Here is a 24603-nt window from a genome sequence, read left to right on the forward strand (position 1 = left end):
TCGGCGAAATCGATCCGCCGCAACGCCTGCTGATGGGACCGGGCCCGGTCAATGCGCATCCGCGCGTGCTGCGCGCGATGTCCGCCGACCTGCTCGGCCAGTTCGATCCGGAAATGACCGGCTACATGAACCAGGTGATGGCGCTGTACCGGCCATTGTTCGGGACCGAGAACCGCTGGACCTTCCTGGTCGACGGCACCGCGCGTGCCGGCATCGAGGCGGCGCTGGTGTCGCTGGTGGCGCCGGGCGATCGCGTGCTGGTGCTGAACTTCGGCCGCTTCGGGCTGCTGCTGGGCGAGATCCTCGGCCGCATCGGCGCCGTGGTCGAGAGCGTGGATGCGCCGTGGGGCGAGGTGGTGCCGATGGCGGCGGTGGCCGACGCGATCGAACGCGTCGCGCCGAAGCTGGTCGCCTGCGTGCACGGCGATACCTCGACCACGATGGCGCAGCCGCTGGACGGCCTGGGTGCGCTGTGCCGCGCCGCCGGCGCGCTGTCCTACGTCGACGCCACCGCGACCATCGGCGGCATGCGCATCGCCAGCGATGCCTGGGGCGTGGACGTGGTCACCGGCGGCCTGCAGAAGTGCCTGGGCGGGCCGTCCGGCTCGGCGCCGATCACCGTGTCCGCACGCGCCGCCGAGGCGATCTTCGCGCGCCGCCATGTCGAGCGCGGCATCGTCCGCGACGACATCGCCAACGGCAGCGGCGTGCGCATCGGCTCGAATTATTTCGACCTGGCGATGGTCATGGACTACTGGTCGGACAAGCGCCTCAACCACCACACCGAAGCCACCAGCATGCTGTACGCGGCGCGCGAGTGCGCGCGCGTGGCGCTGCAGGAAGGCCTGCCCGCGCGCTTCGCCCGGCACGCCGCGGCCGGCCGCGCAGTCGCCGCCGGCGTGCGCGCGCTGGGACTGCAGGTGTTCGGCGACGACCGCTACCGCATGGCCAACGTCACCGGCGTGGCGATTCCCGCCGGCATCGATGGCGAGGCGGTACGGCGGCGCATGCGCGAGGATTTCGAGATCGAGATCGGCACCGCGTTCGGGCCGCTGCAGGGCAAGCTGTGGCGGATCGGCGCGATGGGTTACAACGCGATGAAGCACAAGGTGCTGATCACCCTGGGCGCGCTGGAAGCGGTGCTGCGCGCAGAAGGCTATGCCTGCACGCCGGGCGCCGGGGTGGATGCGGCGCTGGCCGCCTGGCACGCCGACGGAGCGCAGGGATGAGTACGGCGCGCGACCTGGTCGGCTATGGCGCGCAGCCGCCGGACCCGCAGTGGCCGGGTGGCGCGCGGGTGGCGCTGCAGTTCGTGATCAATTACGAGGAAGGCGCCGAGAACGGCGTGCTCAACGGCGATGCCGGCTCGGAGTCGTTCCTGTCGGAGATGGTCGGCGCGCACAGCCAGCCGGGCGCACGCGCGATGGCGATGGAGAGCCTGTACGAATACGGCAGCCGCGCCGGCTTCTGGCGGCTGCAGCGGCTGTTCGCCGCACGCGGCGTGCCGGTCACGGTGTTCGGCGTGGCGCAGGCGCTGGCGGCCAATCCCGAGGCGGTGCAGGCGATGCGCGACGCCGATTGGGAGATCGCCAGCCACGGCTTGCGCTGGATCGATTACCAGCAGGTACCGGAGGCAACCGAACGCGCGCATATCGCCGCGGCGATCGCGTTGCACACGCAAGTCGCCGGGACGCGTCCGCTGGGCTGGTACCAGGGCCGCACCAGCCCCAACACCGCGCGCCTGGTGGCCGAGGAGGGCGGCTTCGTCTACGACGCCGACAGCTACGCCGACGACCTGCCGTACTACGATCGCCGCCACGGCCGCGCGCAGTTGGTGGTGCCGTACACGCTGGACGCCAACGACATGAAGTTCGTCGCCTACAACGGCTTCGCCGACGGCGAACCGTTCTTCCGCTACCTGCGCGACAGTTTCGAGCAACTGTGCGCCGAAGGCGGGCGGATGATGTCGGTGGGCCTGCATGGGCGCATCGCCGGACGCCCGGCGCGCGCGCTGGCGCTGGCCCGTTTCGTCGATCATGCGCTGGCCAGCGGCCAGGCCTGGATCGCGCGGCGCATCGACATCGCCCGTCACTGGCAACAGGTGCACCCGGCATGATCGTCGATGCGCCCGAGGTGCTGGCCGAGGTGCAGGCAGCGTTCGCCGCCTACGAGCGTGCGCTGATGACCGACGACGTCGCCGCGCTGGACCGGCTGTTCCACGATGCGCCGACCACGGTGCGCTACGGCGTCGGCGAGACGCTGTACGGCGCCGAGGCGATCCGCGCGTTCCGCCGCGCGCGCGGCGGTTCGCCGCAGCGGCAGTTGCAGCGCGTGCAGATCGTCGCGTACGGGCGCGACTTCGCCACCGCCGATGCAGAGTTCCTGCGCGAAGGCGCAACCCGCCGCGGTCGCCAGAGCCAGAGCTGGGTGCGCTTCGCCGACGGTTGGAAGGTGGTGTCGGCGCACGTGTCGCTGCAGGGCGAGCACGCATGAACGCCGTCGACTGGAATGCGCTGTCCTCTGCCGAGTTCGTCGCGCGCCTGCACGCGCTGTTCGAGCACTCGCCGTGGGTGGCCGAACGGGCCGCGGCACGGCGCCCTTTCGCCGATCTGCATGCCGGCCTGCTGCAGGTGCTGCATGCGGCCAGCGCCGACGAGCAACTGGCACTGATCCGCGCGCATCCGGAACTGGCCGGCAAGGCCGCGATCGACGGCAGCCTGACCGCGGCCTCGGCCGCCGAGCAGGCGCAGGCCGGGCTGGACCGGCTCACTGCCGAGGAGTTCGCGCGCTTCCATGCGCTCAATGCGGCCTACCGCGCGCGCTTCGATTTCCCGTTCGTGATCTGCGTGCGGCTGACCGACAAGGCCGGGATTCTCGCGGCGATGCAGGCGCGGCTGGCGAACGCGCGCGAGGCCGAGATCGCCACCGCGCTCGACGAGATCGGCAAGATCGTGCGCTTGCGCCTGGAGGCCTTGCGGTGAGCGCCGCGGCCGGCGGCTTGCAGGCGCTGTCGGCGCAGGTCGCGCGCGAGCTGCAGTGGCTCGGGCATGGCGGCCCCGACTGGACCCGTCCGCAGCGGCACGGCGCCGAACATGTCTACGACGTGGTCGTCGTCGGCGGCGGGCAGAGCGGTCTGGGCGCGGCGTTCGGGCTGCTGCGCGAGCGCATCTCCAACCTGCTGGTGATCGACGAGAATCCGGCCGGCCAGGAAGGCCCGTGGGTCACCTACGCGCGCATGGTCACCCTGCGCACGCCGAAGGAACTGAGCGCGCTGGACTTCGGCATGCCGTCGCTGACCTTCCGCGCCTACTGGGAAGCGCGCCACGGTGCGGCCGCCTGGGACGCGCTGGGCAAGATCGCGCGCGCCGACTGGATGGACTACCTGCGCTGGTACCGCGAGGTGCTGGGCCTGCCGGTGCGCAACCGGGCGCGGCTGCTGCGCATCGAACCGCTGCCGGCGCAGCGCCTGCAGCGGCTGCACCTGGCCGGCGGCGACAGCCTGCTCGCGCGCAAGGTGGTGCTGGCGACCGGGATCCAGGGCGGCGGGCAATGGCACGTGCCGCCGCTGGTGGCGCAGACGCTGCCGCGCTCGCGTTACGCGCACACCTCCGAGGCGATCGACTACGCGGCCCTGGCCGGGCGACGCATCGGCATTCTCGGCGGCGGCGCCTCGGCCTTCGACAACGCCCAGCACGCGCTGGCCGCAGGCGTCGGCGAGGTGCACGTGTTCCTGCGCCGCGCGGAACTGCCGCGGGTCAATCCGATCCGGCACATGGAGCGCAGCGGCATCATCCCGCGCTTCGCCGCGCTGCCCGATGCCGACAAGTACGCGATGATGGCCAGCTTCTTCCGCCACAACCAGCCGCCGACCAACGACACCTTCGAGCGCGCCGCGGCCTGGCCCAATTTCCGCCTGCATCTGGGCAGCCCGTGGCAGCACGTGGCCGAAGACGCCGACGGCGTGGTGGTGACCACGCCGCACGCGCGCCTGCGGTTCGATTTCGTGGTGCTGTCGACCGGCCTGGTCACCGATCCGGCGCTGCGCCCGGAACTGGCCGCGGTGGCCGACGGCATCGTGCGCTGGTCGGACCGCTACCGGCCGCCGCAAGGGCAGGGCGTGCCGCTGCTCGACGCGCACCCCTACCTGGGGCCGGGCTTCGAACTGCTGCCGCGCACGCCCGCGCATGCGCCGGCGCTGCACGGGCTGTTCGCGTTCAACTATTCGGCGCTGCTGAGCCTGGGCCTGTCGGCGGCGGCATTGTCCGGGCTCAAGCACGCGCTGCCGCGGCTGGTGAAGGCGGTCGCCGACCAGTTGTTCCTGGACGAGCGCGAAGCGATCGTCGGCGCCTACCTGGACTACGCCGAACCCGAATTCGTTGGCCAATGGCCGCTGCCGCAACTGGAGGAACGCGTCGGATGAGCACGCTATCGACCCATGTGCTGGACCTGAGCCGCGGCGTGCCCGCCGCCGGCGTCGCGGTGCGCCTGTTCGCCGGCGAGACGCTGCTGCATGCCGGCGTCACCGATGCCGATGGGCGCTGTCCGGGGCTGCGCGAACTGAGCCTGGCGACGGGGCGCTATCGACTGGAATTCGCAGTGGCCGACTACTTCCGCGGCCAGGGCGTGATCTTGCCCGAGCCGCCGTTCGTGGACGTGGTGCCGGTCGCGTTCGGCCTGGCCGATGCCGGGCACTACCACGTGCCGCTGCTGGTCTCGCCGTTCGGCTATTCCACCTACCGGGGCAGCTGAGATGGACGCGGTGCGGTTCCTGCTGGATGGGCAAGTGCTGGAACTGGATGCCGGGGACCCGACCGCCAGCGTGCTCGATCTGCTGCGCTACCGGCTCGGCCGCACCGGCAGCAAGGAAGGCTGCGCCGAGGGCGATTGCGGCGCGTGCACGGTGCTGGTCGGCGAACTGGCCGGTGCCGAGGGCGACGAGCGGGTGCGCTGGCGCGCGCTCAACGCCTGCATCCTGTTCGTGCCGATGCTCGACGGCAAGGCGCTGCTGACCGTGGAGAGCCTTGCTACCGGGGGTGCACTGCATCCGCTGCAGGAAGAACTGGTGCAGCGCCATGGGTCGCAGTGCGGCTTCTGCACGCCGGGGTTCGTGATGTCGCTGTACGCGCGCAGCATCGGCGCGCTGGGCACCGAGCAGGCGGCGGTGGCCGACGTGATCGCCGGCAACCTGTGCCGCTGCACCGGCTATGGCCCGATCCTGGACGCCGGCGCGGCGGTGCCGGTGGCGCCCCGCGACGACGCGGCCACGCTCGCCGGCTTGCGCGCGCTGCGCCGCCAGACCGCGTTGCTGCAGACGCACGCCGATGCGGCCGCCGGCCGCGTGCGCCGCAGCACGGCCCCGCGCAGCGCCGACGCATTGGCCGCGTTGCTGCTGGAACGTCCCAACGCGCGCCTGGTCGCCGGCGCCACCGATGTCGGCCTGTGGGTGACCAAGCAGCAGCGCGTGCTCGACGATGTGGTGTTCATCGGCGACATCCCCGAATTGCGCGAATTGCACGACACGCCCGACGGCCTGCACATCGGCGCTTGCGTGCGCTACAGCGAAGCGCAGGCCGCGCTGGCCGCGTTGCACCCGGCGCTGGGCGAACTTGTGCGGCGCATCGGCGGGACCCAGGTGCGCAACGCCGGCACCATCGGCGGCAACATCGCCAACGGCTCGCCGATCGGCGACATGCCGCCGGCGCTGATCGCGCTCGGCGCCACCCTGACCCTGCGCCGTGGCGATGCGCGACGCAGCTTGCCGCTGGAGGAGTTTTTCCTGGATTACGGCCGCCAGGCACGGCAGCCGGGCGAGTTCGTGGAGAGCGTGTACGTGCCGCGCCCGGCGGCGGCCACGCTGTACCGCGTGGACAAGCTCAGCAAGCGCTTCGACAGCGACATCTCCGCGGTCTGCGGCGCGTTCGCGCTGCGTATCGCCGATGGCGTGGTGACGCAGGCGCGGATCGCCTTCGGCGGCATGGCCGGCATTCCGCAGCGTGCGCGTGGCGCCGAACAGGCCTTGCTCGGCCAGCCATGGAGCGAGGTAACGGTCGAAGCCGCCGCGGCCACGCTGGCGCAGGACTTCAGCCCGCTCAGCGATGCGCGCGGTTCGGCGGCGTATCGGCTGGCGGTCGCCGCGAACCTGCTGCGGCGGCTGTGGATCGGACACGCGCATCCACACGAACCGCTGTCGGTGCTGGCGCTGGAGCTGGTCGATGGCTGACGGGCCGGCCGCCAGCGACGCGGCGTTGCCGCAGGTGCACCGTTCGTTGTGCCACGACAGCGCGCAGGCGCACGTCAGCGGCCAGGCGCGCTATATCGACGATCTGCCGGAGCCGCCGGGCCTGCTGCATCTGGCGTTCGGCCTGAGCGAACACGCGCATGCGCGCTTGCTGCACGTGGATCTGGCGCCGGTGCGCGCGGCGCCCGGGGTGGTGGCGGTGTTCGCCGCCGCCGATATTCCGGGCGAGAACAACGTCGCTCCGGTCGCGCACGACGACCCGCTGTTCGCCCGCGACGAAGCGCTCTATCACGGCCAGCCGCTGTTCGTCGTCGCCGCCGATAGCCATGCCGCGGCACGGCGCGCCGCGCGGCTGGCGCTGGTCGAATACGCGCCGCTGCCGGCGCTGCTCAGCATCGCCCAGGCGCGTGCCGCCGGCGCGGTGCTGGAGCCGGCGCAGCGCATGGCGCGCGGCGGCGATGTCGATGCCGCCCTGGCCGCGGCGCCGCGGCAGTGCAGCGGCGCGCTGGAGATCGGCGGGCAGGAGCATTTCTATCTGGAAGGGCAGGTTGCGCTGGCCTTGCCCGGCGAGCAGGGGCAGCTGCATGTGCTGTCCTCGACCCAGCACCCGAGCGAGGTGCAGCACCTGATCGCGGAACTGCTCGGGCTGAGCAGCGCCGACGTGACCGTGGAAGTGCGGCGCATGGGCGGCGCGTTCGGCGGCAAGGAGACCCAGGCGGCGGCGCCGGCCGCGGCCTGCGCGCTGGTCGCCGCACTGACCGGGCGCCCGGCCAAGCTGCGCTACGACCGCGACGACGACATGCGCATCACCGGCAAGCGTCACGACTTCGTGGTCGACTACCGCGCCGGCTTCGACGACGACGGCCGCATCCTGGCGCTGCGCCTGGAACTGGCTTCGCGCTGCGGCGCCACCACCGACCTGTCGCTGGCGATCAACGACCGCGCGATGTTCCATGCCGACAACTGCTACTGGCTGCCGGTGGTGGAAATCGTCTCGCACCGGCTGCGCACGCATACCGTGTCCAACACCGCGTTCCGCGGTTTCGGCGGGCCGCAGGGCATGCTGGCGATCGAGCGGGTGCTGGACGCGGTCGCCGCCGCGCTCGGCCGCGATGCGCTGGCGGTGCGCCGCATCAACCTGTATGCGGCGCCGGATCGCAACGTCACCCCGTACGGCATGACCGTGGAGGACAACGTTGCGCCGGCGCTGATCGAGGAACTGGCCGCGCATGCCGACTACGCCGCGCGGCAATCGGCGGTCGCCGCGTTCAACGCGCGCCACCGCGTGTTGAAGAAAGGCCTGGCGCTGACCCCGGTGAAGTTCGGCATCAGCTTCACCACCAGTCACCTCAACCAGGCCGGCGCGCTGGTGCTGGTCTATGCCGACGGCTCGGTACAGCTCAACCACGGCGGCACCGAGATGGGCCAGGGGCTGATGATCAAGGTCGCGCAGATCGTCGCCGACGTGTTCGGCATCGGCGTCGAGCGCGTGCGCATCACCGCCACGCGCACCGACAAGGTGCCCAACACCTCGGCCACTGCGGCGTCCTCGGGCACCGACCTCAACGGCATGGCCGCGTACAACGCCGCCAGCGAGATCCGCGCACGCCTGGCCGCGCTGGCCGCCGAGCGCGGCGGCGTGGCGCCGGCGCAGGTGCGCTTCGCCGCCGGCAAGGTCATCGCCGGCAGCCTGGAGCTGGAATTCGGCGCGTTGTGCCGGCAGGCGCACATGGCGCGCATCTCGCTGGCCGCCAGCGGCTACTACGCCACGCCGAAGATCCACTACGACCGCGCCAGCCACCGCGGCCGCCCGTTCTACTACTTCGCCTACGGCGCGGCGCTGAGCGAAGTGGTGATCGACACGCTGACCGGCGAGCACAAGGTGCTGGCGGTGGACGTGCTGCACGACGTCGGCCGCTCGCTCAATCCGGCGATCGACCTGGGCCAGATCGAGGGCGGCTTCGTCCAGGGCATGGGCTGGCTGACCACCGAGGAACTGGTCTACGACGCGCACGGCCGGTTGCTGACCCATGCGCCCTCCACCTACAAGATTCCCACCGCCAGCGACCGCCCGGCACGGATGGACATCCGCCTGTGGCAGGCCGGCCGCAACAACGAGGCGACCATCCACCGTTCCAAGGCGGTCGGTGAACCGCCGTTGATGCTGGCGATCTCGGTGTTCTCGGCGCTGACCCAGGCGGTGGCCGCGGCGGCTCCGGGCGCGGGACTGCCGGCGCTGGATGCGCCGGCCACGCCGGAGCGGATCCTGGCCGCGATCGCGGCACGGCGCGCCGATGCGCGCTGACTGGAGCCTGCAGGCCGAAGCGGCACTGGCGCGCGGCGCGACCGCGCTGGTCACGGTGCTGGCCACCGCCGGTTCGACCCCGCGCGAGGCCGGCACGCGCATGCTGGTGAGCGCTGACGGCAGCATCGGCACCATCGGTGGTGGCGTGCTCGAGTGGCGCGCCTGCGCGCTGGCGCGCGAACTCCTCGCGCAGCCGCCGGGCAGTTGGCAGGTACAGGACTACACGCTGGGCGCGGCCGCGCCGACGCGCGCGGTGCGCTGCAGCGGCAGGTGCGGCGAATGCGCGGCGCAGGCCCAGGCCGACGACCTGCTCGGCCAGTGCTGCGGCGGCCGCGTGCGCCTGCTGCTGGAGCGGCTGGACCCGGCGCGCAGCGACTGGCTGCGGCAGGCGATGCTGGGCCGCACGCTGCTGACCCGGTTGCGCCTCGGCACTCTCGAACACCGCATCGGCGATGCGCCGCCGCAAGCGCTATCGCTACGTGCACCGGCGCCCGTGGCCGGCGCCTTGCTGGCACAGGCGATCGGCCCGCGGTGCACGCCGCTGTATCTGTTCGGTGCCGGTCATGTCGGCATCGCCATCGCGCGGGCGTTGCACAGCCTGCCGTTCGCGCTGACCTGGTCCGATCCGCGCGCCGACCTGGCCGCTGCCGCCGGCGCGGAGCATCTACAGGAAACGGCATTGCTCGCGCGTGCCGCGGCGGCGCCGGCCGATGCGATGCTGCTGATCCTGACCCACGACCACGCGCTGGACTATCGGCTCACTTCGGCGGCGCTGAGCGGCCAGGCCGGCTTCGTCGGCCTGATCGGCTCGGCGTCCAAGCGCGCGCGGTTCCTGTCGCGGCTGCGCCACGACGGCCTGGGCGCGGCCTCGCAGGCGCGGCTGACCTGCCCGATCGGTCTGCCCGGCATCGACGGCAAGGCACCGGCGGTGATCGCACTGGCGGTGGCCGCGCAGTTGTTGCTGCGTGCGTCGGCGCTGGACGCGCAGCGTCCGCAGGCGGAGGACGCCGCATCGCTGCCGCAGCGATCCGCGCTCGCTGCGCGCTGACATCGCCATCGTGGAAGCGGCGCTGCATGGCCTCGGGCGATCAGTCACAACGAGAGAAGTGTGAGAGGTTCATACGTCGGACACAGCCTGTCGGGGCTGAAGCCCCTCCTACAGTGCACTCAGTTGGCTCGCCGCAAGTTCCTGTAGGAGCGGCTTCAGCCGCGACGAGCGAAGCGGTGTGTTTTCCGGTGGCACAACGCGTCGGGACTGAAGTCCCTCCCACAGTGCACCCAGTTGGCTCGCCGCAAGTCCCTGTAGGAGCAGCTTCAGCAGCGACGAGCGAAGTGTGGGAGGTCCAGACGTCGGACACAGCCTGTCGGGGCTGAAGCCCCTCCTACAGTGTGCCCAGTTGGCTCGCCGCAAGTTCCTGTAGGAGCGGCTTCAGCCGCGACGAGCGAAGCGGTGCGCTTTCCGGCGGCACAACGCGTCGGGACTGAAGTCCCTCCCACAAGCGCATCCTGCTCACGCGCCGCAAGTGCGTGTCGAAGCGGCTGGATTCCCGCGTCGCCATGGCGCTTACGGCAGCCCGGCCAGCCAGTCGTCGTCGGAGCCTTCGTTGATGTCGGCGAACAGCGGAGTGGAGAAGTAGCGTTCGCCGGTGTCGGGCAGCATCGCCAGGATCACCGAGCCGGGGGCCGCGGTCTCGGCCACGCGCAGCGCGGTGGCCACGGTGCCGCCGCCGGAGATGCCGGTGAAGATGCCTTCCTCGGCGGCAAGACGGCGCGAGACGGAGATCGCGTCGGTGTCCTCCACGCTCAGCACTTCGTCGTAGACCTCGCGGTTGAGTACCTCGGGCACGAAGTCCGGGGTCCAGCCCTGGATCTTGTGCGGCTTCCATTCCTGGCCCTGCAGCAAGGCGGCGCCGGCCGGCTCGGTGGCGGTGATGCGGACGTCCGGACGGGCAACGCGCAGCACTTCGCCGACGCCGGTGAGGGTGCCGCCGGTGCCCCAGCCGCTGACGAAATGGTCGAGCCGGCGGCCGGCGAAATCGCGCAGGATTTCCGCGGCGGTGGTGCTGCGGTGGTAGGCCGGGTTGGCCGGGTTGGCGAACTGGCGGGCCAGGAACCAGCCATGCTGCTGGGCCAGTTCCTCGGCCTTGCGCACCATGCCGCTGCCGCGCTCGGCGGCCGGGGTCAGGATCACCTTGGCGCCGTACGCGCGCATCAGCTTGCGGCGCTCGATCGAGAAGGTCTCCACCATCGTCGCCACGAACTTGTAGCCGCGCGCGGCGGCGACCATCGCCAGGGCCACGCCGGTGTTGCCGGAGGTGGCTTCGACGATGGTGTCGCCGGGCTTGAGCAGGCCCTTGGCCTCGGCGTCGAGCACGATCGCCAGCGCCAGCCGGTCCTTGACCGAACCGCCGGGATTGAACGCCTCGACCTTGACGTACAGTTCGACCTGCGCGGGCGGCAGGCGATGCAGCTTGACGATCGGGGTGTGGCCGATGGTGTCGAGGATGTTGTCGTAGATGGCCATGCGCAGGGTCTCCGGAAAAGGGATGCGGGTCAGGCGGCGTGGGCCAGGGTAGGCACGGCCGGCTTCGGGAAAGGTGAGGGCGGCGCGGTCAGCGGCGCGGCGCCGAACCAGTGCAGGGTGCTCGCCAGCGCGGCCACCTCACCCAGGATCAGCAGCGCCGGCGAACGCACCTGGTGCGCGCGGGCGGTGTCGGGCAGGTCGGCCAGGGTGCCGACCACCACCCGCTGCTGCGGGCGCGAGCCGTTTTCCACCAGGGCGAACGGGGTGTCGGCGGCGCGGCCGGCGCGCAGCAGGCGTTCGCGCACCGTGTCCAGCCCGGCCACGCCCATGTACACCGCCAGGGTCTGCCGTTCCTGCGCCAGCGCGGCCCAGTCCAGCGTATCGAAGGATTCCTTGCAGTGCGCGGTGGCCAGGCGCAGCGACTGCGCGTGCTCGCGATGGGTCAGCGGGATGCCGGCGTAGGCCGCGCAGGCCAGCGCCGCGGTGATGCCCGGCACCACCGCGTAGGGCACGCCGTGCGCGCGCAGATATTCCAGTTCCTCGCCGCCGCGGCCGAACACGAATGGATCGCCGCCTTTCAGCCGCACTACGCGGCGCCCGCGCCGCGCGTGTTCGAGCATCAGGGCGTGGATCTGTTCCTGGCGCACGCTGTGGCCGCTGGCCGATTTGCCGACTTCGATCCGCTCGGCGGTGCCCGGCAGCAGCTCCAGGATCGCGGCGCTGACCAGGCGGTCGTGCAGGACCACATCGGCGCTGCGCAGCGCGCGCAGCGCGTTGAGCGTCAGCAGGCCGGGATCGCCGGGGCCGGCCCCGACCAAGGTCACCGTGCCGGGACGGATCGCGTGCGTCTGCGCTGCAGCGACGGATGCGCCGATGCCGTCGCCGGTGTCGTCAGCCGACGGCGTGGCTGCGACCGTATCGGCTGTGCCTAATGCGTCCTGCGCCAGCACCCGCTGCGCGGCGGCCGCCTGCAGCGCCTGCCGGTTCAGCGTTGGGTCGTCGCTGGCGGCGACCATGTACCACACCTCGTCCAGCCAAGCGCCATCGAAACGGCCGCGCAGCCACTGGACACGTCCGGCATCGGCCCAGGCCTGCAGCGCCGGAGTCAGTGCTGGCGCACCCAGCCGCGGCAGAGCGCCAGCCGCGAGCAGCGCCTGTACCTGGCGCTCGGCGGCGGCACCGCCGCCGACCACCAGCACGGGCCGCTCGCGTAGGTCCGGATACAACGCAATCGGGGCAGGGCTCACGGCGGTCGCAACGCAGGAAGGAGGTGGGAGGGGTGACCGTAGCGCCGGCTTATAGCCTCCGGAAATGACTTCATGCCTCTACCAGATAGCTTTCGGTTATAAGGTGAGAGGCCCATTTCCACTACAGTCGTGGCTGCTCCCGCCAGGCGGCGCCTCGCCCTCGTTCCGATGACGCTGACCCAACTCCGCTACCTCGTCGCCATCGCCGATGCCGATCTCAACATCACCCTGGCCGCGGCGCGCGTGCACGCCACCCAGCCGGGGCTGTCCAAGCAGCTCAAGCAACTGGAGGACGAACTCGGTTTCCTGCTGTTCGTGCGCAAGGGCCGCAGCCTGGAGACGGTGACCCCGGCCGGCCGCGAAGTGATCGAGCGCGCCCGCGCGGTGCTGGCCGAGGCCAACAACATCCGCACCTATGCCGCCAACCAGCGCCGCGAGAGCCAGGGCCAGCTGACCCTGACCACCACCCACACCCAGGCGCGCTTCGTGCTGCCGCCGGCGGTGGCGCAGATCAAGCAGGCGTATCCGCAGGTCAGCGTGCATCTGCAGCAGGCCGCCGAGAGCGCGGCGCTGGACCTGCTCAGCCAGGGCGATGCCGATATCGCCATCGTCAGCACCGCCGGCAGCGAGCCGGGCGCCGGCATCGCGGTGCCGCTGTACCGCTGGCGGCGGCTGGTGCTGGTGCCGCGCGGGCATGCGCTGGACGTGCCCAAGCGGGTGCCGGACATGGCTGCGTTGGCGGTGCAGCCGCTGATCAGCTACGAATCCTCGACCCGCTCCGGCTCCTCGCTGCAGCGCGCCTTCGCCCGGCTCGGGCTGGAGCCGAGTATCGCGCTGACCGCGCTCGACGCCGACCTGATCAAGACCTACGTGCGCGCCGGCCTCGGCGTCGGCCTGCTGGCGGAAATGGCGGTGCATGCCGGCGACACCGACCTGCGCGCCTGGCCGGCGCCGCCGGAGATCCCCGAGTGCATCGCCTGGGCGGTGCTGCCGCGCGACCGCGTGCTGCGCGACTACGCGCTGGAACTGGTGCACGTGCTGGCGCCGCAGATCGACACCCGCGACCTGCGCCGGGTCATGGAAGGCAACCAGGAACCGGACTGGCCGACCCCGCCGAGCTGGGAAGAGCTGACCCAGACCATCACCAGCTGAGCGGCGGCGCGACGGCGTCTTCGCCGCGCCTGGCGCTGGCCGCTCCGCTCGGACGGCATCCGCAGCGGCGATCGCCGACGGCGCCGCGCAAACGACGCGCTCGTCGCTGCGCGCTAAAAAGCCGCGCGGTTGGGCTTGCCATTGCCATCGTCGCGCGCGGCCGCTACGGTGCGCGCTCTTTTAGCCGAAACAAGGATGTCCATGCACCCCGTCCTCCAGCAGAACCTGTTCTTCGTCAAGGAGCAGGTCGGCATGTTCAAGGCCGCCAACAACTACGACGTGTTCGATCCGCAGAGCAACCAGCAGGTGCTCGAGTGCCGCGAGCCGAACTTGGGCGTGTTCACCAAGATCTTCCGGTTCACCGACTACAAGCGCATGACCCCGTTCCAGGTCGAAGTGCGCACGCCGAACGGGCAGAAGGTGCTGACGGTCAAGCGCGGGTTTTCGCTGTTCCTGTCCAAGGTCGAGGTGCTGGACGAGCACGATCGCCTGGTCGGTTCCTTCAGCCAGAAGTTCTTCTCCATCGGCGGCAAGTTCGACGTGCTCGATGCACGCGAGAAGCTGGTGTGCACGCTGCGCGGCAAGTGGACCAGCTGGGATTTCCGCTTCGTGCAGGGCGAGCGCGAACTGGCGCGTGTATCCAAGAAGTGGGCCGGGCTGGGCAAGGAGCTGTTCACCTCGGCCGACAACTACATGCTCGCGATCGAGAACGCGGTGCCGGCCGAGGACGACGTGCGCATCCTGATCATGGCCGCGGTGCTGTGCATCGACATGGTGCTGAAGGAATAACCCACAGTGCCGCGCGCGCTACGGCGCGCGCGGTGCGGCCGCGCTCAGGCGTTGGTCGCGCTCGCCAGCGGCAGCGTTACCGAGAAGCGGCTGCCCTGGCCCGGGCGGCTGCGCACCTCGACGCTGCAGCCCAGCGTTTCGGCAGTGCGGCGTACGATCCACAGCCCCAGGCCGAGGCCTTCGCTGCGCGGATCGGCCTGGCGGAAGGCCTGGAACAGGTGGCGCAGGCTGTCGGCGTCCATGCCGATGCCGCTGTCGATGATCTCCACCACCACCTGGTCTCGGCGGCGTCGGCAGCCGATCAGCACCGAGCCGTGCTCGGTGTACTTGACCGCGTTGCCGAGCAGGTTGCCGAGCAAGGTGGCCAGCAGCGTGGCGTGGCTGCGCACGCGCAGCGTGGTCGGCACGTAGCGCAGCCGCAGTCCCTTCGCCGCGGCCTGCGGCCGCCAGGTGTCCAGGATCGGGCCGAGCAGGTCGGCCAGGGCGACGTCGCGCAGCACCGGCAGGCTGTGCTCGCCGCCAACGACCGCGCTGGCGGCGAGCTCGTCCAGGCCGGCGGCGACCTGGTTCAGCGCCTTGCGCGCCTCGTCCAGCGGCACGCCGCTGACCGCGTCGAGCTGGCGCTGGACCTTGGCCAGCGCATAAGAGGCGGTGCGCAGCGGCGTCTTCAGGTCGTGGCCGGCGATGGCCAGCAGGCGGCTGCGGTAGTGGTTGGATTCCTGCGCCAGCGCCAGCGCCTTGCGCAGTTCCAGCTGCGCCATCGCCTGCCGCGCTAGCGCGCGCAGCGCTTCGATCTGGTCGTAGGTCAGCTGCCGTGCGCGCCGGTCGAGCACGCAGACCGTGCCCAGCGGCAGGCCGTCGGAGGTCTTCAGCAAGGCGCCGGCGTAGAAGTGCAGGCGTTCTGCGCCGGTGACCAGCGGATTGGAGGCGAAGCGCGGATCCTCGCGCGTATCCGGTACCAGCAGCAGGTCGTCCTCGAGCAGCGCATGCGCGCAGATCGAGGTGGCCAGCGGCGTTTCCCTGGCGCCCAGGCCGATCTCGCTCTTGAACCACTGCCGCTCGCTATCGATCAGGTTGACCACCGCGATCGGGGTCTGGCAGATCATCGCGGCCAGGCGGGTGATGTCGTCGAAGGCCGGCTCGCGCGGCGTGTCCAGGATCGCGTAGCTATGCAGCGCGTCCAGGCGCAGCGTTTCGTTGCCGGGCTTGGCGGCGCAATAGACCGGGCCGGCAGCGGATGCGACGGAAGACATGCGAGCGGCTCGGCGGCGGTAAGTCCCTCAGTCTAGGGTACCGGGCACACATCTCGACGACGCCGTCTTCACGTCGGCGCAACGACCGCAGGCGGTGCCGCGCCCGACGCCGCGGCCAGTGAATCGGTGCCCGGCCGGCGTTCGCTGTAGCGGTCGACCAGGTACGGCGCCAGGTCGCGGGTGAGCAGGGTGAACTTGAGCAGTTCCTCCATCACGTCCACCAGCCGGTCGTAATAGGGCGAGGGGCGCATCCGTCCGGGGCTGTCGAATTCCTGCCAGGCCTTGGCCACCGACGACTGGTTGGGGATGGTCAGCAGGCGCATCCAGCGGCCGAGCACGCGCATCTGGTTGAGCGCATTGAACGACTGCGAGCCGCCGGACACCTGCAGCAGCGCCAGGGTCTTGCCCTGGGTGGGGCGCAGCGCGCCCTGGCTGAGCGGGATCCAGTCGATCTGCGCCTTGAGCACGCCGCTCATCGCGCCGTGCCGTTCCGGCGACGACCAGACCATGCCCTCGCTCCACAGGGTCAGCTCGCGCAGTTCCTGCACTTTCGCATCGCTGTCGGGGGCGGCGTCGGGCAGCGGCAGGCCGCGCGGATCGAACAGGCGCGTGTCCGCGCCCATCGCCTGCAGCAGCCGCGCCGCTTCCAGCGCCAGCAGCTTGCTGTAGGAGCGCTCGCGCAAGGAGCCGTACAGCAGCAGGATGCGCGGCGCATGCGTGGCGCGGATGGCGCCCAGCGCCAGCGGATCCGGGCGCACGAACGCGGCCGGGTCCAGGTTCGGCAGCTCGGACAGGTCAACCGACATGGCGGCCGTCCGCATCGATCAGGGGGGCGCCGTCTTCCTTGGCGAAGGCGCCGCGCTGCGGCGAGGGCAGGATCTCCAGTACCGTTTCTGACGGCCGGCACAGGCGCGTGCCCAGGGCGGTGACCACGATCGGCCGGTTGATCAGGATGGGGTGCTGCAGCATTGCGTCGAGCAGTGCGTCGTCGCTCAGCGTGGGGTCGTCCAGGCCCAGTTCGGCGTAGGGCGTGCCTTTCTGCCGGATCGCCTCGCGCAGCGGGATGCCCAGCGCCGCGATCAGCGCCTGCAGGGTGGCACGGTCCGGCGGGGTCTTCAGGTATTCGACCACGGTCGGTTCCGCGCCGCTGTTGCGGATCAGTCCGAGGACATTGCGCGAGGTGCCGCAGGCGGGGTTGTGGTGGATCGTGATGGCGCTCATCGGGGACTCGGTGCGATAGGGAGGAGGGCGCCGCGTTATGGCGTGCGTGCGGCGGCGGGCGCTGCAGCGTCGGGAGAACAGCTGCCGTTGCCGCAGCAGTTCTCGGTCAGGAAGCCGATCAGCGCGTACATGCGCGCGTAGTCGGCGCGCAGCCGGATCACCCGGCCCTGGCGTTCGTCGGCGATCAGGCCGGCGCCGCGCAGCACGTGCAGGTGCGCGGTCAGCGTGGCCGCGGGCAGTCCCAATGCGGCGCGCAATTCGCCCACCGCCATGCCGTCCGGCCCGGCCTGGACCAGCGCACGGTAGGCGGCCAGGCGGTGCCCGTGGGCGAGGGCGCGCAGAGCGGAAACGGTGCTGTCGGCGTTCATCGTTTCGATAATTCCAGAAATTACGAAATGAGGCAAGCGACTGCAGTCAGGTTGCGGCCGGCATCTGGCGTGCTGTGCCCTGTCGGGTGGGACGCGGGGAGCTAGCGTGCGTCGAGCCTCGCGTGGCATGCGGCAGGCGGGGTTGCTTCGAAGGCGCCATCCGCTTCGCTCACGCTTCGCGCGCCGCTGCAATGCGGACGAATCAATTGCGGATGACCAAGCCAGCGGATGGAGGACCGTAGTTGGCCTTGGTGCCCATGGCCGGCGGATGTTCCGCGTGCCGGAAGATGCGCGCTTATGTCGCGTTGGCGTGCCGCGGGGTCTCGACTAGACTGCCGCGGTGATCCGCCGCCGCCTGCCAACGTCGTTCTGGGCAACGCTCGCCATGCTGGCGATCGTGCTGATGCTGGCTGCGCCGTTGCTGAGCCGCTGGCAGCAGGCGCGGTCCGGCGACTGGGCCGCTGCCGCGGCGAGTGCGCTGTGCACCAGCAGCGGCCTGCAATCGGTGCTTGCGTTGTCTGCGCTGTCGTCGCCTGCCCACGCCGGCGCCCATGACGAAGGCGGTATGGCGCACGAACAGGCGTGCGACTACTGCCTGCTGGCCGCGCGCCTGCTGCCCTTGCTGGCTGTGCTGTTGCTGGTGTTGCCGTGGTTGCGCCCGTACGCGCCGCTGGCCGCGCCGCGCGCGCCGGTGGTGGACTCTGGCGTCTGGCGCGCTCACGCCGCACGCGGGCCTCCTTTGTTCTCCTGAAACACGAACGGCTGTTCTTTCGTGCCGTGGCGTCGCCGCGGTACGTCTTCGTGCTGATGGAGCCATCGATGATCCGTTTCTTTTCCCTGCCGCGGATGGCGGCGTACAGCTGCGTGTGTCTCGCGGTCAGCGTGACCGCGCCGACGCGCGCGGCCGATAGCGGCGTGCAACCTCCCCCCGGCGATTCCGCATTGACCCTGGGCAGGGTCCAGGTCAACGCCGATCCGCTGTCCTTGCCGACTGCGCGCAGCGTCCTGAGTTCCGTGGACATCCTCGGCGGCGACCTGCTGCAGGACCAGCACGTGGACTACAGCTGGGAGCTGCTGATGCGCGCGCCCGGGGTGCAGGTCACCCAGTTCAAGATGGGTACCGACGCCGGCCGCTTCTCGTTCCGCGGCTTCAACGGCGAAGGCCGGGTCAACGCGGTCAAGCTGCTGATCGACGGCATTCCCAGCAACGACAACGCCGGCGGCATGCCGTACCTGGATGCGGTGTTTCCGCTGGACATCGCCGCGATCGAGATCGTGCGCGGCACCAACGACCCGCGCTACGGCTTGAACGCCATCGCCGGCAATGTCGATGTGCTGACCCGCAGCGGCGGCAACGATGGCCGCGTCAGCGTCACCGCCGGCAGCTTCGGCACGCGCGAGGTGCAGGCCAGCCAGGGCATCGAACGCGGCGGCTGGAGCCAGAACTACTTCGCCGCTTGGCGCGACGGCGACGGCTACCGCGACCATGCCGACGCGCGCAAGCGCGCCTTCGCCGGCAAGTGGTTCTACACCGCGCCGGACGCCTCCTGGCGTGCCGGGCTCAGTGCGCGCTACTACCGCAACGAAGCGCTGGAAGCGGGCTATCTGGACTACGCCAGTGCGCAACGCGCGCCGCGCAGTTCGCCGGACTATGCGCGCGACGACCGCAGCGAACGCCAGACCGGGCAGGTGAGCCTGCATCTGGATGCGCAACTGGCCGATGCCGTGCAGGGCAGCGCCAAGCTGTACTGGAATCGCTACCAGAACCAGCGATGGGTGCGCTTCACCGAAGCCGGCGCGCAGCAGGAACGCGATACCGACGAGACCCAGCGCGGTTTCCTGGCCAAGGCCAGCTGGCGTCCCGAGGTGGACTGGGCGACGTCGTTCGCGCTGGAAGGCGGCATCGACGGGCAATGGCAGGACAACACGTCGCAGCGCTATCGCACCGTGGCGCGGTTGCGCACCGCGCCGTTGCGCGACTGGGATTTCGATCTGGACACGCGCGGCGCCTATGTGCAGGCGGTGATCCGTCCGTTCGAGCGCCTGCAACTGGTGCCGGGCTACCGCGTGGACTGGGTCGATGGCAGCTTCCTGGATCGCCTTGGTGGTGCGCGCTACCCGGCCTACGCCTATGGCGCGATCAAGCAGCCCAAGCTCAGCGCAGTGTTCGCGCTGACCGCGCAGACCAGCGCTTACGCCAACATCGGCCGCACCTTCCAGATCGGCAGCGGCAACGGTGCCTACCGCAGCCAGCCCGGCAACCTGGCGCCCTCGTACAACGACGGCTGGGAAGCCGGATTGAAGTTCGCCGACGCCAGGCGCCTGGATGCGCGCATTGCCTACTGGGAGCAGCGCGCGTCCGACGAGGTGGCGACCATCCTCGGCGTCGATGGCACGGTCGGCACTGGCGAGGTCGGCAACGTCGGCAAGACCTTGCGCCGCGGTTGGGATGCGCAGCTGAACCTGCGTCCGGACGAGCGCTGGACGCTGTGGCTTGCCTATTCGCGGCAGCGCGCGCTGATCGTCACGCCCGATCCGAGCGCGCCGGCCACGCGCGGCAAGGAGATCGAGAACGTGCCGCACTACCTGGCCAGCGCCGGCATCGACTGGCAGGCCACGCCGCGGCTGAAGCTGTCCGCCTGGGGCAATGCGCAGGGCGACTACTACGTGGAGCGCAGCAATACGCTGGGGCGCTACGGCGGCTACGCGCTGGCCAACGTCGGCGCGACCTGGGCGTGGCGCGCGCAGCGCGAACTGTCGCTGCAGCTGAAGAACCTGGCCGATCGCCACTACGTCTACGCCTGGTACGACAGCGGCTCCTCCGGCTACTCGCCGGGCGACGGCCGCGCGCTGTACGCCAGCCTGAGCTGGAGCTGGTGATGGCCACGCCGAACCCGGCAGCGGCGCCGCCGGCGCGCTTCTACCGCGCCGTGTGGCGCTGGCATTTCTACGCCGGCCTGCTGGTGCTGCCGTTGCTGGCGTGGCTGGCGCTGACCGGCGCCGCCTTCGTCTACCAGCAGCCGATCGATGGCTACTTCCATCGTGCGCTGAAGACGGTCGCGGTGCCGGCACAAGCGCAGGCTGTGGCGCCGCAGCGCTTGCTCGCCGCTGCGTTGGCGGCGCAACCGGGACAGGCGCTGCGCTACACCACACCCGCGCAGCGCGACGCGTCGGCAGAAGTGACCGTGGGCACCGCCGATGGACGTCGCGCGGTGGTGTACGTGGATCCGTACCGGGCGCGGGTGCTGGGCAGCTTGCCCGAGCACGGCACCGTGGCGTGGACGATCCGGCGCCTGCACAGCCTCGCCCTGGTCGGGCCATGGGCCAGCGCGCTGATCGAAGTGGCCGCCGGCTGGGCGATCCTGCTGGTGCTGACCGGTGCGTATCTGTGGTGGCCGCGCGGCCGCGGCGGCGGCGTCACCACGGTGCGCGGCCGGCCGCCGCAGCGCGTGTTCTGGCGCGATACGCATGCGCTGACCGGCAGCGTGGTCGGGGCGATGCTGCTGTTCCTGGCGCTGACCGGGATGCCGTGGTCGTGGTTCTGGGGCGCGCAGGTCAACCGTCTCGCCAATGGCCACCACTATGGCTATCCGGCTGGCTTGCGCGTGGACGTGCCGATGTCCACGCAGCACCTGAGCGACGCAGAGGTGCCGGCCTGGTCGCTGCGTCAGGCGCGGTTGCCGCAGTCGCAGCTGCCGCAGGCTGCCTCGATGCCGATGCCGGCGGATGCGGCTTCGGCATCGAACGTGGCGGACGACCGCAGCGCTGCGCATGCGGAGCATGCCGCGCATGGCGGCATGGCGATGGATGCCATGGATGCGATGGCGCCCGAGCCGGGCGCGATCGGCCTGGACGCGGCGGTGGCGCGGTTCCAGGCGCGGGGGATCGGTGCCGGCTACAGCGTGGCGCTGCCGCGCGGCGTGCGCGGCGTCTACACCGCGTCGGTGTATCCGCCGGACCTGGCGCAGCAGCGGGTGATCCACCTCGACCAGTACAGCGGCAAGGTGCTGCTGGACATGCGCTACACCGATTACGGTCCCATGGCGAAGGCCTTGGAATGGGGCATCAACGTGCACCTGGGGCAGCAATACGGCACGTTCAATCAGCTGCTGCTGATCGTCTCGTGTCTTGGCATCCTGCTGTTGTGCGTCAGCGCGGGGCTGATGTGGTGGAAGCGGCGCCCGGCCGGCGGATTGGGCGTGCCGCCGCTGCCGGCCGACCGGCGCACCTTGCGCGGCGTGCTGGTGTTGCTGGCGATCGGCGGCGTGCTGTTCCCGCTGGTCGGGGTGTCGTTGTTGCTGATGTTGGCGCTGGATTGGTGGTGGGTGCTGCGGCGGGAGTGAGGCGGTGCTGTTTGGGCACGAGGGGCTCGCGGACTCGATGGGTGCACTTCGGCAGGACTTTGATCCCGATGACAGCAGAATCGGGAACGTTCCTCGTTCCGCTCGTCGCGACTGAATTCGCTCCCACAAGGGGCTCGCGGTCAGCTCGCCGGGTGCACTGTGGAAGGGACTTCGGTCCCGACGGCATCCGAAGCCGGAAGGTTCGCCGCTTCGTTCGTCGCGGCTGAAGCCGCTCCTACAGGGGGGCGAGCTGCGCGAGGTGCCTGCTGGTGCACTGTGGGAGGGACTTCAGTCCCGACTGTGTACGAAGCCGGAAGGTTCGCCGCTTCGTTCGTCGCGGTTGAAGCCGCTCCTACAGGGGAGGCTGCGTGAGGTGCCTCTGGGTGCACTGTAGGAGGGACTTCAGTCCCGACTGTGTACGAAGCCGGAAGGTTCGCCGCTTCGTTCGTCGCGGTTGAAGTCGCTCCTACAGGGGAGGCTGCGTGAGGTGCCTCTGGGTGCACTGTAGGAAGGACTTCAGTCCCGACTGTGTCCGAAGTCGGAAGGTTCACCGCTTCGTTCGTCGCGGTTGAAACCGCTCCTACAAAAAATCTTGCGCGGGTCCGCCGAAGAGCTGCGGCAAGCCCGCCTCAGATGTCCTCGTGGATGCCGCACTCGCGCTTGAGGCCGAAGAAGCGGGTGTCTTCCTCGCGCATGCCCGGTTCCCAGCGGCGCGTGGTGTGGAAGTCGCCGATCGACACGTAGCCTTCTTCCCACAGCGGGTGGTAGGGCAGGCCGTGCTGCTGCATGTACTGCCACAGGTCGCGGTCGCTCCAGTCGGCGATCGGGTTGATCTTGTAGCGCTCGCCGCGCTTCTGCACGAACGGGGTCTGCGCGCGGCTGTCGGACTGGCTGCGGCGCAGGCCGGTGAACCAGGTGCCGACCTTCAGTTCGTCCAGCGCGCGACGCATCGGCTCGACCTTGCGCAGGTTGTTGTACTGCTCGATGCCGACCATGCCCTGTTCCCACAAGCGACCATGGCGCGCTTCCATCCAGGCGCGGCTGACCAGCGGCCGGTACACCTTGAGGTTGAGCTTGAGCCGGTCGCTGAGCGCGTCGGCGAAGCGGTAGGTCTCGGCGAACAGGTAGCCGGTGTCGATCAGGATCACCGGGATCTCCGGCAACTGCTGGGTCAGCAGGTGCAGCGTCGCCGCCGACTGCGCACCGAAGCTCGACGACAGGGCGGCCTCGGCCGGCCCGTGTTCGAGCGCCCAGGCCACGCGCTGCACTGCGCTCATCGGCGCCAGCAACGCGTTGACCGCGTCGAGGTCCCATGCCGTCGCCGGCGCGTTGGCGGAATCGTGGTGGGCGGAGGCGGGCAGGGCGCTCATGCGTGCAGTTCCGAAGGAATGAGATGGCGATGGGTGGGATAGGCGGGCAGCGCGACCAGGCCGCTGCGGTGCAGGAAGTCGCCGAAGCCCTCGTCGGCATCGCGCTCGCCGGCATAGCGCGCGAACAGCGGGTCCAGCGCGTCGAGGATTTCCGGCTCGGTGATGTTCTCGCGGTACAGCGTGTTCAGGCGCTGCCCGCGGTGATCGGCACCGAGCATCAGGTTGTAGCGGCCGGGCGCCTTGCCGACCAGCGCGATCTCGGCCAGATACGGCCGCGAGCAGCCGTTCGGGCAACCGGAGATGCGCAACAGGATCGGCGCCTCGCGCAGCCCGTGCCGGTCCAGCAACGGTTCCAGCTTGCCGGCGAAGTCGGGCAGGTAGCGCTCGGCCTCGGCCATCGCCAGGCCGCAGGTGGGCAGCGCCACGCAGGCCATCGCCGCGCGCGCCAGCGCGGTGCGCGCCTGGTTGCCGGTGTCCAGCGCATGCGCGCGCACCAGGGTGTCGATCGCGTCGCGCTGCGCGGCCGGAATGCCGGCGATGACCAGGTTCTGGTTGGAGGTCATACGGAAGTGCGCGCCATCGCCGTCGCGCTGCAACAGGTCGGCGATCTCGCGCAGGCCGCTGAGATGGCGCGCGCCGGCGTCGTGGTCGGCGATGCGTCCGGCCGGCAGCGACAGGGTCAGGTGCGCGCGGCCGTCCTCGCCTTCGCTCCAGCCGTAGCGGTCGCCGTTGTGCTCGAACGCGAACGCACGGGTCGGCTGCAGCGCGATGCCGGCGCGGCGCTGGATCTCGGCGACGACGACCTCCAGGCCATGGTCGTCGATGGTGTACTTGAAGCGCGCGCGCTTGCGCACGCTGCGGTTGCCGAGATCGCGCTGGGTGGTGACCACCGCGGTGGCGACATCGAGCAACTGGTCGCGCGCGATGAAACCGATCACGTTGGCCACGCGCGGGTAGGTCTCGGCATCGCCGTGGCTGGCGCCCATGCCGCCGCCGATGCTGACGTTGTAGCCGGCCAGTTCGCCGTCCGCATCGAGCACGCCGATGAAGCCCAGGTCGTTGGCGAACACGTCCACGTCGTTGATCGGCGGCAGCGCGAAGCCGATCTTGAACTTGCGCGGCAGGTATTTGTCGCCGTAGATCGGTTCGTTTTCCTGGCCGCTGCCGACCACCTGCTCTTCATCCAGCCAGATCTCGTAGTAAGCGCGGGTATTGGGCAGCAGGTGTTCGGACACGCGTGCCGCATCGGCGTACAGCGTGGCGTGCGCGCGCGAGGCCAGCGGGTTGGCGGCGACCTGCACGTTGCGGTTGACGTCGCCGCAGGCTGCCAGGGTATCGATCAGCGCGGCGTTGATCGCCTGCATCGTCGCCTTCAGTTCGCGCTTGATCACGCCATGGAACTGGAACGCCTGGCGCGTGGTGACGCGCAGCGAGTGGTTGCCGTAGGTGGTGGCGATGGCGTCGAGCTTGAGCCACTGCTCAGGCGTGATCACCCCGCCCGGCGTGCGCGTGCGGATCATGAACTGGTAGGCCGGTTCGAGCTTCTGCCGGCGCCGCTCGTCGCGCAGGTCGCGATCGTCCTGCTGGTAGCTGCCGTGGTACTTGATCAGCGTCTGATCGTCCTCGCGCAGCGCCCCGGTGACCGGATCGGCCAGGCTCTGCAGCAGCGAACCGCGCAAGCGGCGGCTTTCGGCCTTGATGTCTTCGACGTTGCTCATCGCGGGATTCGTAATTGGAGATTGGGGATTGGCAAAGCAGAGACGACGACACCGGCGCGACAACACGAAAACCAT

At 70.5% G+C, this 24603-nt stretch carries 22 protein-coding genes; 14 read left to right on the plus strand and 8 right to left on the minus strand.

Annotated features, from left to right (window positions below; genetic code table 11):
* The first annotated feature begins 32 nt into the window (after positions 1 to 32).
* From HEP75_RS05110 to xdhC, 9 genes are read left to right on the plus strand one after another with little or no spacing between them, the layout of a single operon-like run.
* Positions 33 to 1229: an alanine--glyoxylate aminotransferase family protein gene (locus tag HEP75_RS05110; RefSeq protein ID WP_255424077.1), complete on the plus strand. Its 1197-nt coding sequence runs from the start codon at positions 33 to 35 to the stop codon at positions 1227 to 1229.
* Positions 1226 to 2116, plus strand: a complete 891-nt coding sequence (puuE, locus tag HEP75_RS05115; RefSeq protein WP_185825677.1) for an allantoinase PuuE — start codon at positions 1226 to 1228, stop codon at positions 2114 to 2116. The genes HEP75_RS05110 and puuE overlap by 4 nt, the downstream gene beginning before the upstream one ends.
* Positions 2113 to 2493 carry an oxalurate catabolism protein HpxZ gene (gene hpxZ / locus HEP75_RS05120; RefSeq protein ID WP_185825678.1) on the plus strand — a complete coding sequence of 127 codons (381 nt, stop codon included), beginning with the start codon at positions 2113 to 2115 and terminating at the stop codon, positions 2491 to 2493. The genes puuE and hpxZ overlap by 4 nt, the downstream gene beginning before the upstream one ends.
* Positions 2490 to 2981 carry a 2-oxo-4-hydroxy-4-carboxy-5-ureidoimidazoline decarboxylase gene (uraD, locus tag HEP75_RS05125; RefSeq protein WP_185825679.1) on the plus strand — a complete coding sequence of 164 codons (492 nt, stop codon included), beginning with the start codon at positions 2490 to 2492 and terminating at the stop codon, positions 2979 to 2981. The genes hpxZ and uraD overlap by 4 nt, the downstream gene beginning before the upstream one ends.
* A 17-nt stretch (positions 2982 to 2998) precedes the next feature.
* Positions 2999 to 4420, plus strand: coding sequence for an FAD/NAD(P)-binding protein (locus HEP75_RS05130; RefSeq protein WP_185826502.1), 1422 nt, complete (start codon positions 2999 to 3001; stop codon positions 4418 to 4420).
* The gene (gene uraH, locus HEP75_RS05135; protein ID WP_185825680.1) at positions 4384 to 4749 is read left to right on the plus strand and encodes a hydroxyisourate hydrolase; all 366 of its coding nucleotides are present in this window, start codon (positions 4384 to 4386) and stop codon (positions 4747 to 4749) included. Before HEP75_RS05130 ends, uraH begins: the two co-directional genes overlap by 37 nt.
* A 1-nt stretch (position 4750) precedes the next feature.
* Positions 4751 to 6220: a xanthine dehydrogenase small subunit gene (gene xdhA / locus HEP75_RS05140; protein WP_185825681.1), complete on the plus strand. Its 1470-nt coding sequence runs from the start codon at positions 4751 to 4753 to the stop codon at positions 6218 to 6220.
* Positions 6213 to 8543: a xanthine dehydrogenase molybdopterin binding subunit gene (xdhB, locus tag HEP75_RS05145; protein WP_185825682.1), complete on the plus strand. Its 2331-nt coding sequence runs from the start codon at positions 6213 to 6215 to the stop codon at positions 8541 to 8543. The genes xdhA and xdhB overlap by 8 nt, the downstream gene beginning before the upstream one ends.
* Positions 8533 to 9591, plus strand: coding sequence for a xanthine dehydrogenase accessory protein XdhC (gene xdhC / locus HEP75_RS05150; RefSeq protein ID WP_185825683.1), 1059 nt, complete (start codon positions 8533 to 8535; stop codon positions 9589 to 9591). The genes xdhB and xdhC overlap by 11 nt, the downstream gene beginning before the upstream one ends.
* A 516-nt stretch (positions 9592 to 10107) precedes the next feature.
* Here xdhC and cysK read toward each other — a convergent pair.
* The gene (cysK, locus tag HEP75_RS05155; protein WP_185815471.1) at positions 10108 to 11067 is read right to left on the minus strand and encodes a cysteine synthase A; all 960 of its coding nucleotides are present in this window, start codon (positions 11065 to 11067) and stop codon (positions 10108 to 10110) included.
* Between the two features lie 29 nt (positions 11068 to 11096).
* Positions 11097 to 12314, minus strand: a complete 1218-nt coding sequence (cobA, locus tag HEP75_RS05160) for a uroporphyrinogen-III C-methyltransferase (protein WP_185825684.1) — start codon at positions 12312 to 12314, stop codon at positions 11097 to 11099.
* Between the two features lie 168 nt (positions 12315 to 12482).
* On the opposite strand from cobA, the gene HEP75_RS05165 reads away from it, so the two are divergent.
* Entirely contained in the window at positions 12483 to 13466 is a 984-nt protein-coding gene (locus HEP75_RS05165) for a LysR family transcriptional regulator (RefSeq protein WP_185825685.1), read from the plus strand.
* Between the two features lie 201 nt (positions 13467 to 13667).
* The gene (locus HEP75_RS05170; RefSeq protein WP_185822397.1) at positions 13668 to 14255 is read left to right on the plus strand and encodes a phospholipid scramblase-related protein; all 588 of its coding nucleotides are present in this window, start codon (positions 13668 to 13670) and stop codon (positions 14253 to 14255) included.
* A 44-nt stretch (positions 14256 to 14299) separates the two neighbouring features.
* Here HEP75_RS05170 and HEP75_RS05175 read toward each other — a convergent pair whose 3' ends face one another.
* The 4 genes from HEP75_RS05175 to HEP75_RS05190 all read right to left on the minus strand — a co-directional run bounded on the left by HEP75_RS05175 (position 14300) and on the right by HEP75_RS05190 (position 17097).
* Positions 14300 to 15508, minus strand: a complete 1209-nt coding sequence (locus HEP75_RS05175) for a GAF domain-containing sensor histidine kinase (RefSeq protein ID WP_185825686.1) — start codon at positions 15506 to 15508, stop codon at positions 14300 to 14302.
* A 68-nt stretch (positions 15509 to 15576) separates the two neighbouring features.
* Positions 15577 to 16314, minus strand: coding sequence for an arsenical resistance protein ArsH (arsH, locus tag HEP75_RS05180; RefSeq protein ID WP_185825687.1), 738 nt, complete (start codon positions 16312 to 16314; stop codon positions 15577 to 15579).
* Positions 16304 to 16729, minus strand: a complete 426-nt coding sequence (gene arsC, locus HEP75_RS05185; RefSeq protein WP_185825688.1) for an arsenate reductase (glutaredoxin) — start codon at positions 16727 to 16729, stop codon at positions 16304 to 16306. Before arsC ends, arsH begins: the two co-directional genes overlap by 11 nt.
* A 35-nt stretch (positions 16730 to 16764) precedes the next feature.
* Entirely contained in the window at positions 16765 to 17097 is a 333-nt protein-coding gene (locus HEP75_RS05190; RefSeq protein WP_185825689.1) for a metalloregulator ArsR/SmtB family transcription factor, read from the minus strand.
* 385 nt (positions 17098 to 17482) lie between these two features.
* Here HEP75_RS05190 and HEP75_RS05195 point away from each other — a divergent pair, with 385 nt between their 5' ends.
* The 3 genes from HEP75_RS05195 (at position 17483) to HEP75_RS05205 (ending at position 21440) form a co-directional block, all read left to right on the plus strand.
* Complete coding sequence (locus tag HEP75_RS05195) at positions 17483 to 17848, plus strand: DUF2946 family protein (RefSeq protein WP_185826503.1); 366 nt, start codon at positions 17483 to 17485, stop codon at positions 17846 to 17848.
* 68 nt (positions 17849 to 17916) lie between these two features.
* Positions 17917 to 19977 carry a TonB-dependent receptor gene (locus tag HEP75_RS05200; protein WP_255424003.1) on the plus strand — a complete coding sequence of 687 codons (2061 nt, stop codon included), beginning with the start codon at positions 17917 to 17919 and terminating at the stop codon, positions 19975 to 19977.
* A complete protein-coding gene (locus tag HEP75_RS05205; protein WP_185825690.1) occupies positions 19977 to 21440 on the plus strand; it encodes a PepSY domain-containing protein in 1464 nt (487 codons plus the stop codon). The genes HEP75_RS05200 and HEP75_RS05205 overlap by 1 nt, the downstream gene beginning before the upstream one ends.
* Before the next feature lie 629 nt (positions 21441 to 22069).
* Here HEP75_RS05205 and HEP75_RS05210 read toward each other — a convergent pair.
* Complete coding sequence (locus tag HEP75_RS05210; RefSeq protein WP_185825691.1) at positions 22070 to 22810, minus strand: phosphoadenylyl-sulfate reductase; 741 nt, start codon at positions 22808 to 22810, stop codon at positions 22070 to 22072.
* The gene (gene cysI, locus HEP75_RS05215; RefSeq protein ID WP_185825692.1) at positions 22807 to 24528 is read right to left on the minus strand and encodes an assimilatory sulfite reductase (NADPH) hemoprotein subunit; all 1722 of its coding nucleotides are present in this window, start codon (positions 24526 to 24528) and stop codon (positions 22807 to 22809) included. Before cysI ends, HEP75_RS05210 begins: the two co-directional genes overlap by 4 nt.
* Positions 24529 to 24603 lie beyond the last annotated feature (75 nt).

Source organism: Xanthomonas sp. SI (assembly GCF_014236855.1).
Taxonomy (GTDB): Bacteria; Pseudomonadota; Gammaproteobacteria; order Xanthomonadales; family Xanthomonadaceae; genus Xanthomonas_A.

What these genes read in the sequence shown, in the direction of transcription:
- HEP75_RS05110 (WP_255424077.1), top strand. Translation starts at nt 33, where the DNA reads ATGGGACCGGGCCCGGTCAATGCGCATCCGCGCGTGCTGCGCGCGATG.
- puuE (WP_185825677.1), top strand. Translation starts at nt 1,226, where the DNA reads ATGAGTACGGCGCGCGACCTGGTCGGCTATGGCGCGCAGCCGCCGGAC.
- hpxZ (WP_185825678.1), top strand. Translation starts at nt 2,113, where the DNA reads ATGATCGTCGATGCGCCCGAGGTGCTGGCCGAGGTGCAGGCAGCGTTC.
- uraD (WP_185825679.1), top strand. Translation starts at nt 2,490, where the DNA reads ATGAACGCCGTCGACTGGAATGCGCTGTCCTCTGCCGAGTTCGTCGCG.
- uraH (WP_185825680.1), top strand. Translation starts at nt 4,384, where the DNA reads ATGGCCGCTGCCGCAACTGGAGGAACGCGTCGGATGAGCACGCTATCG.
- xdhA (WP_185825681.1), top strand. Translation starts at nt 4,751, where the DNA reads ATGGACGCGGTGCGGTTCCTGCTGGATGGGCAAGTGCTGGAACTGGAT.
- xdhB (WP_185825682.1), top strand. Translation starts at nt 6,213, where the DNA reads ATGGCTGACGGGCCGGCCGCCAGCGACGCGGCGTTGCCGCAGGTGCAC.
- xdhC (WP_185825683.1), top strand. Translation starts at nt 8,533, where the DNA reads ATGCGCGCTGACTGGAGCCTGCAGGCCGAAGCGGCACTGGCGCGCGGC.
- cysK (WP_185815471.1), bottom strand. Translation starts at nt 11,067, where the DNA reads ATGGCCATCTACGACAACATCCTCGACACCATCGGCCACACCCCGATC.
- HEP75_RS05165 (WP_185825685.1), top strand. Translation starts at nt 12,483, where the DNA reads ATGACGCTGACCCAACTCCGCTACCTCGTCGCCATCGCCGATGCCGAT.
- HEP75_RS05170 (WP_185822397.1), top strand. Translation starts at nt 13,668, where the DNA reads ATGCACCCCGTCCTCCAGCAGAACCTGTTCTTCGTCAAGGAGCAGGTC.
- HEP75_RS05175 (WP_185825686.1), bottom strand. Translation starts at nt 15,508, where the DNA reads ATGTCTTCCGTCGCATCCGCTGCCGGCCCGGTCTATTGCGCCGCCAAG.
- arsH (WP_185825687.1), bottom strand. Translation starts at nt 16,314, where the DNA reads ATGTCGGTTGACCTGTCCGAGCTGCCGAACCTGGACCCGGCCGCGTTC.
- arsC (WP_185825688.1), bottom strand. Translation starts at nt 16,729, where the DNA reads ATGAGCGCCATCACGATCCACCACAACCCCGCCTGCGGCACCTCGCGC.
- HEP75_RS05190 (WP_185825689.1), bottom strand. Translation starts at nt 17,097, where the DNA reads ATGAACGCCGACAGCACCGTTTCCGCTCTGCGCGCCCTCGCCCACGGG.
- HEP75_RS05195 (WP_185826503.1), top strand. Translation starts at nt 17,483, where the DNA reads ATGCTGGCGATCGTGCTGATGCTGGCTGCGCCGTTGCTGAGCCGCTGG.
- HEP75_RS05200 (WP_255424003.1), top strand. Translation starts at nt 17,917, where the DNA reads ATGATCCGTTTCTTTTCCCTGCCGCGGATGGCGGCGTACAGCTGCGTG.
- HEP75_RS05205 (WP_185825690.1), top strand. Translation starts at nt 19,977, where the DNA reads ATGGCCACGCCGAACCCGGCAGCGGCGCCGCCGGCGCGCTTCTACCGC.
- HEP75_RS05210 (WP_185825691.1), bottom strand. Translation starts at nt 22,810, where the DNA reads ATGAGCGCCCTGCCCGCCTCCGCCCACCACGATTCCGCCAACGCGCCG.
- cysI (WP_185825692.1), bottom strand. Translation starts at nt 24,528, where the DNA reads ATGAGCAACGTCGAAGACATCAAGGCCGAAAGCCGCCGCTTGCGCGGT.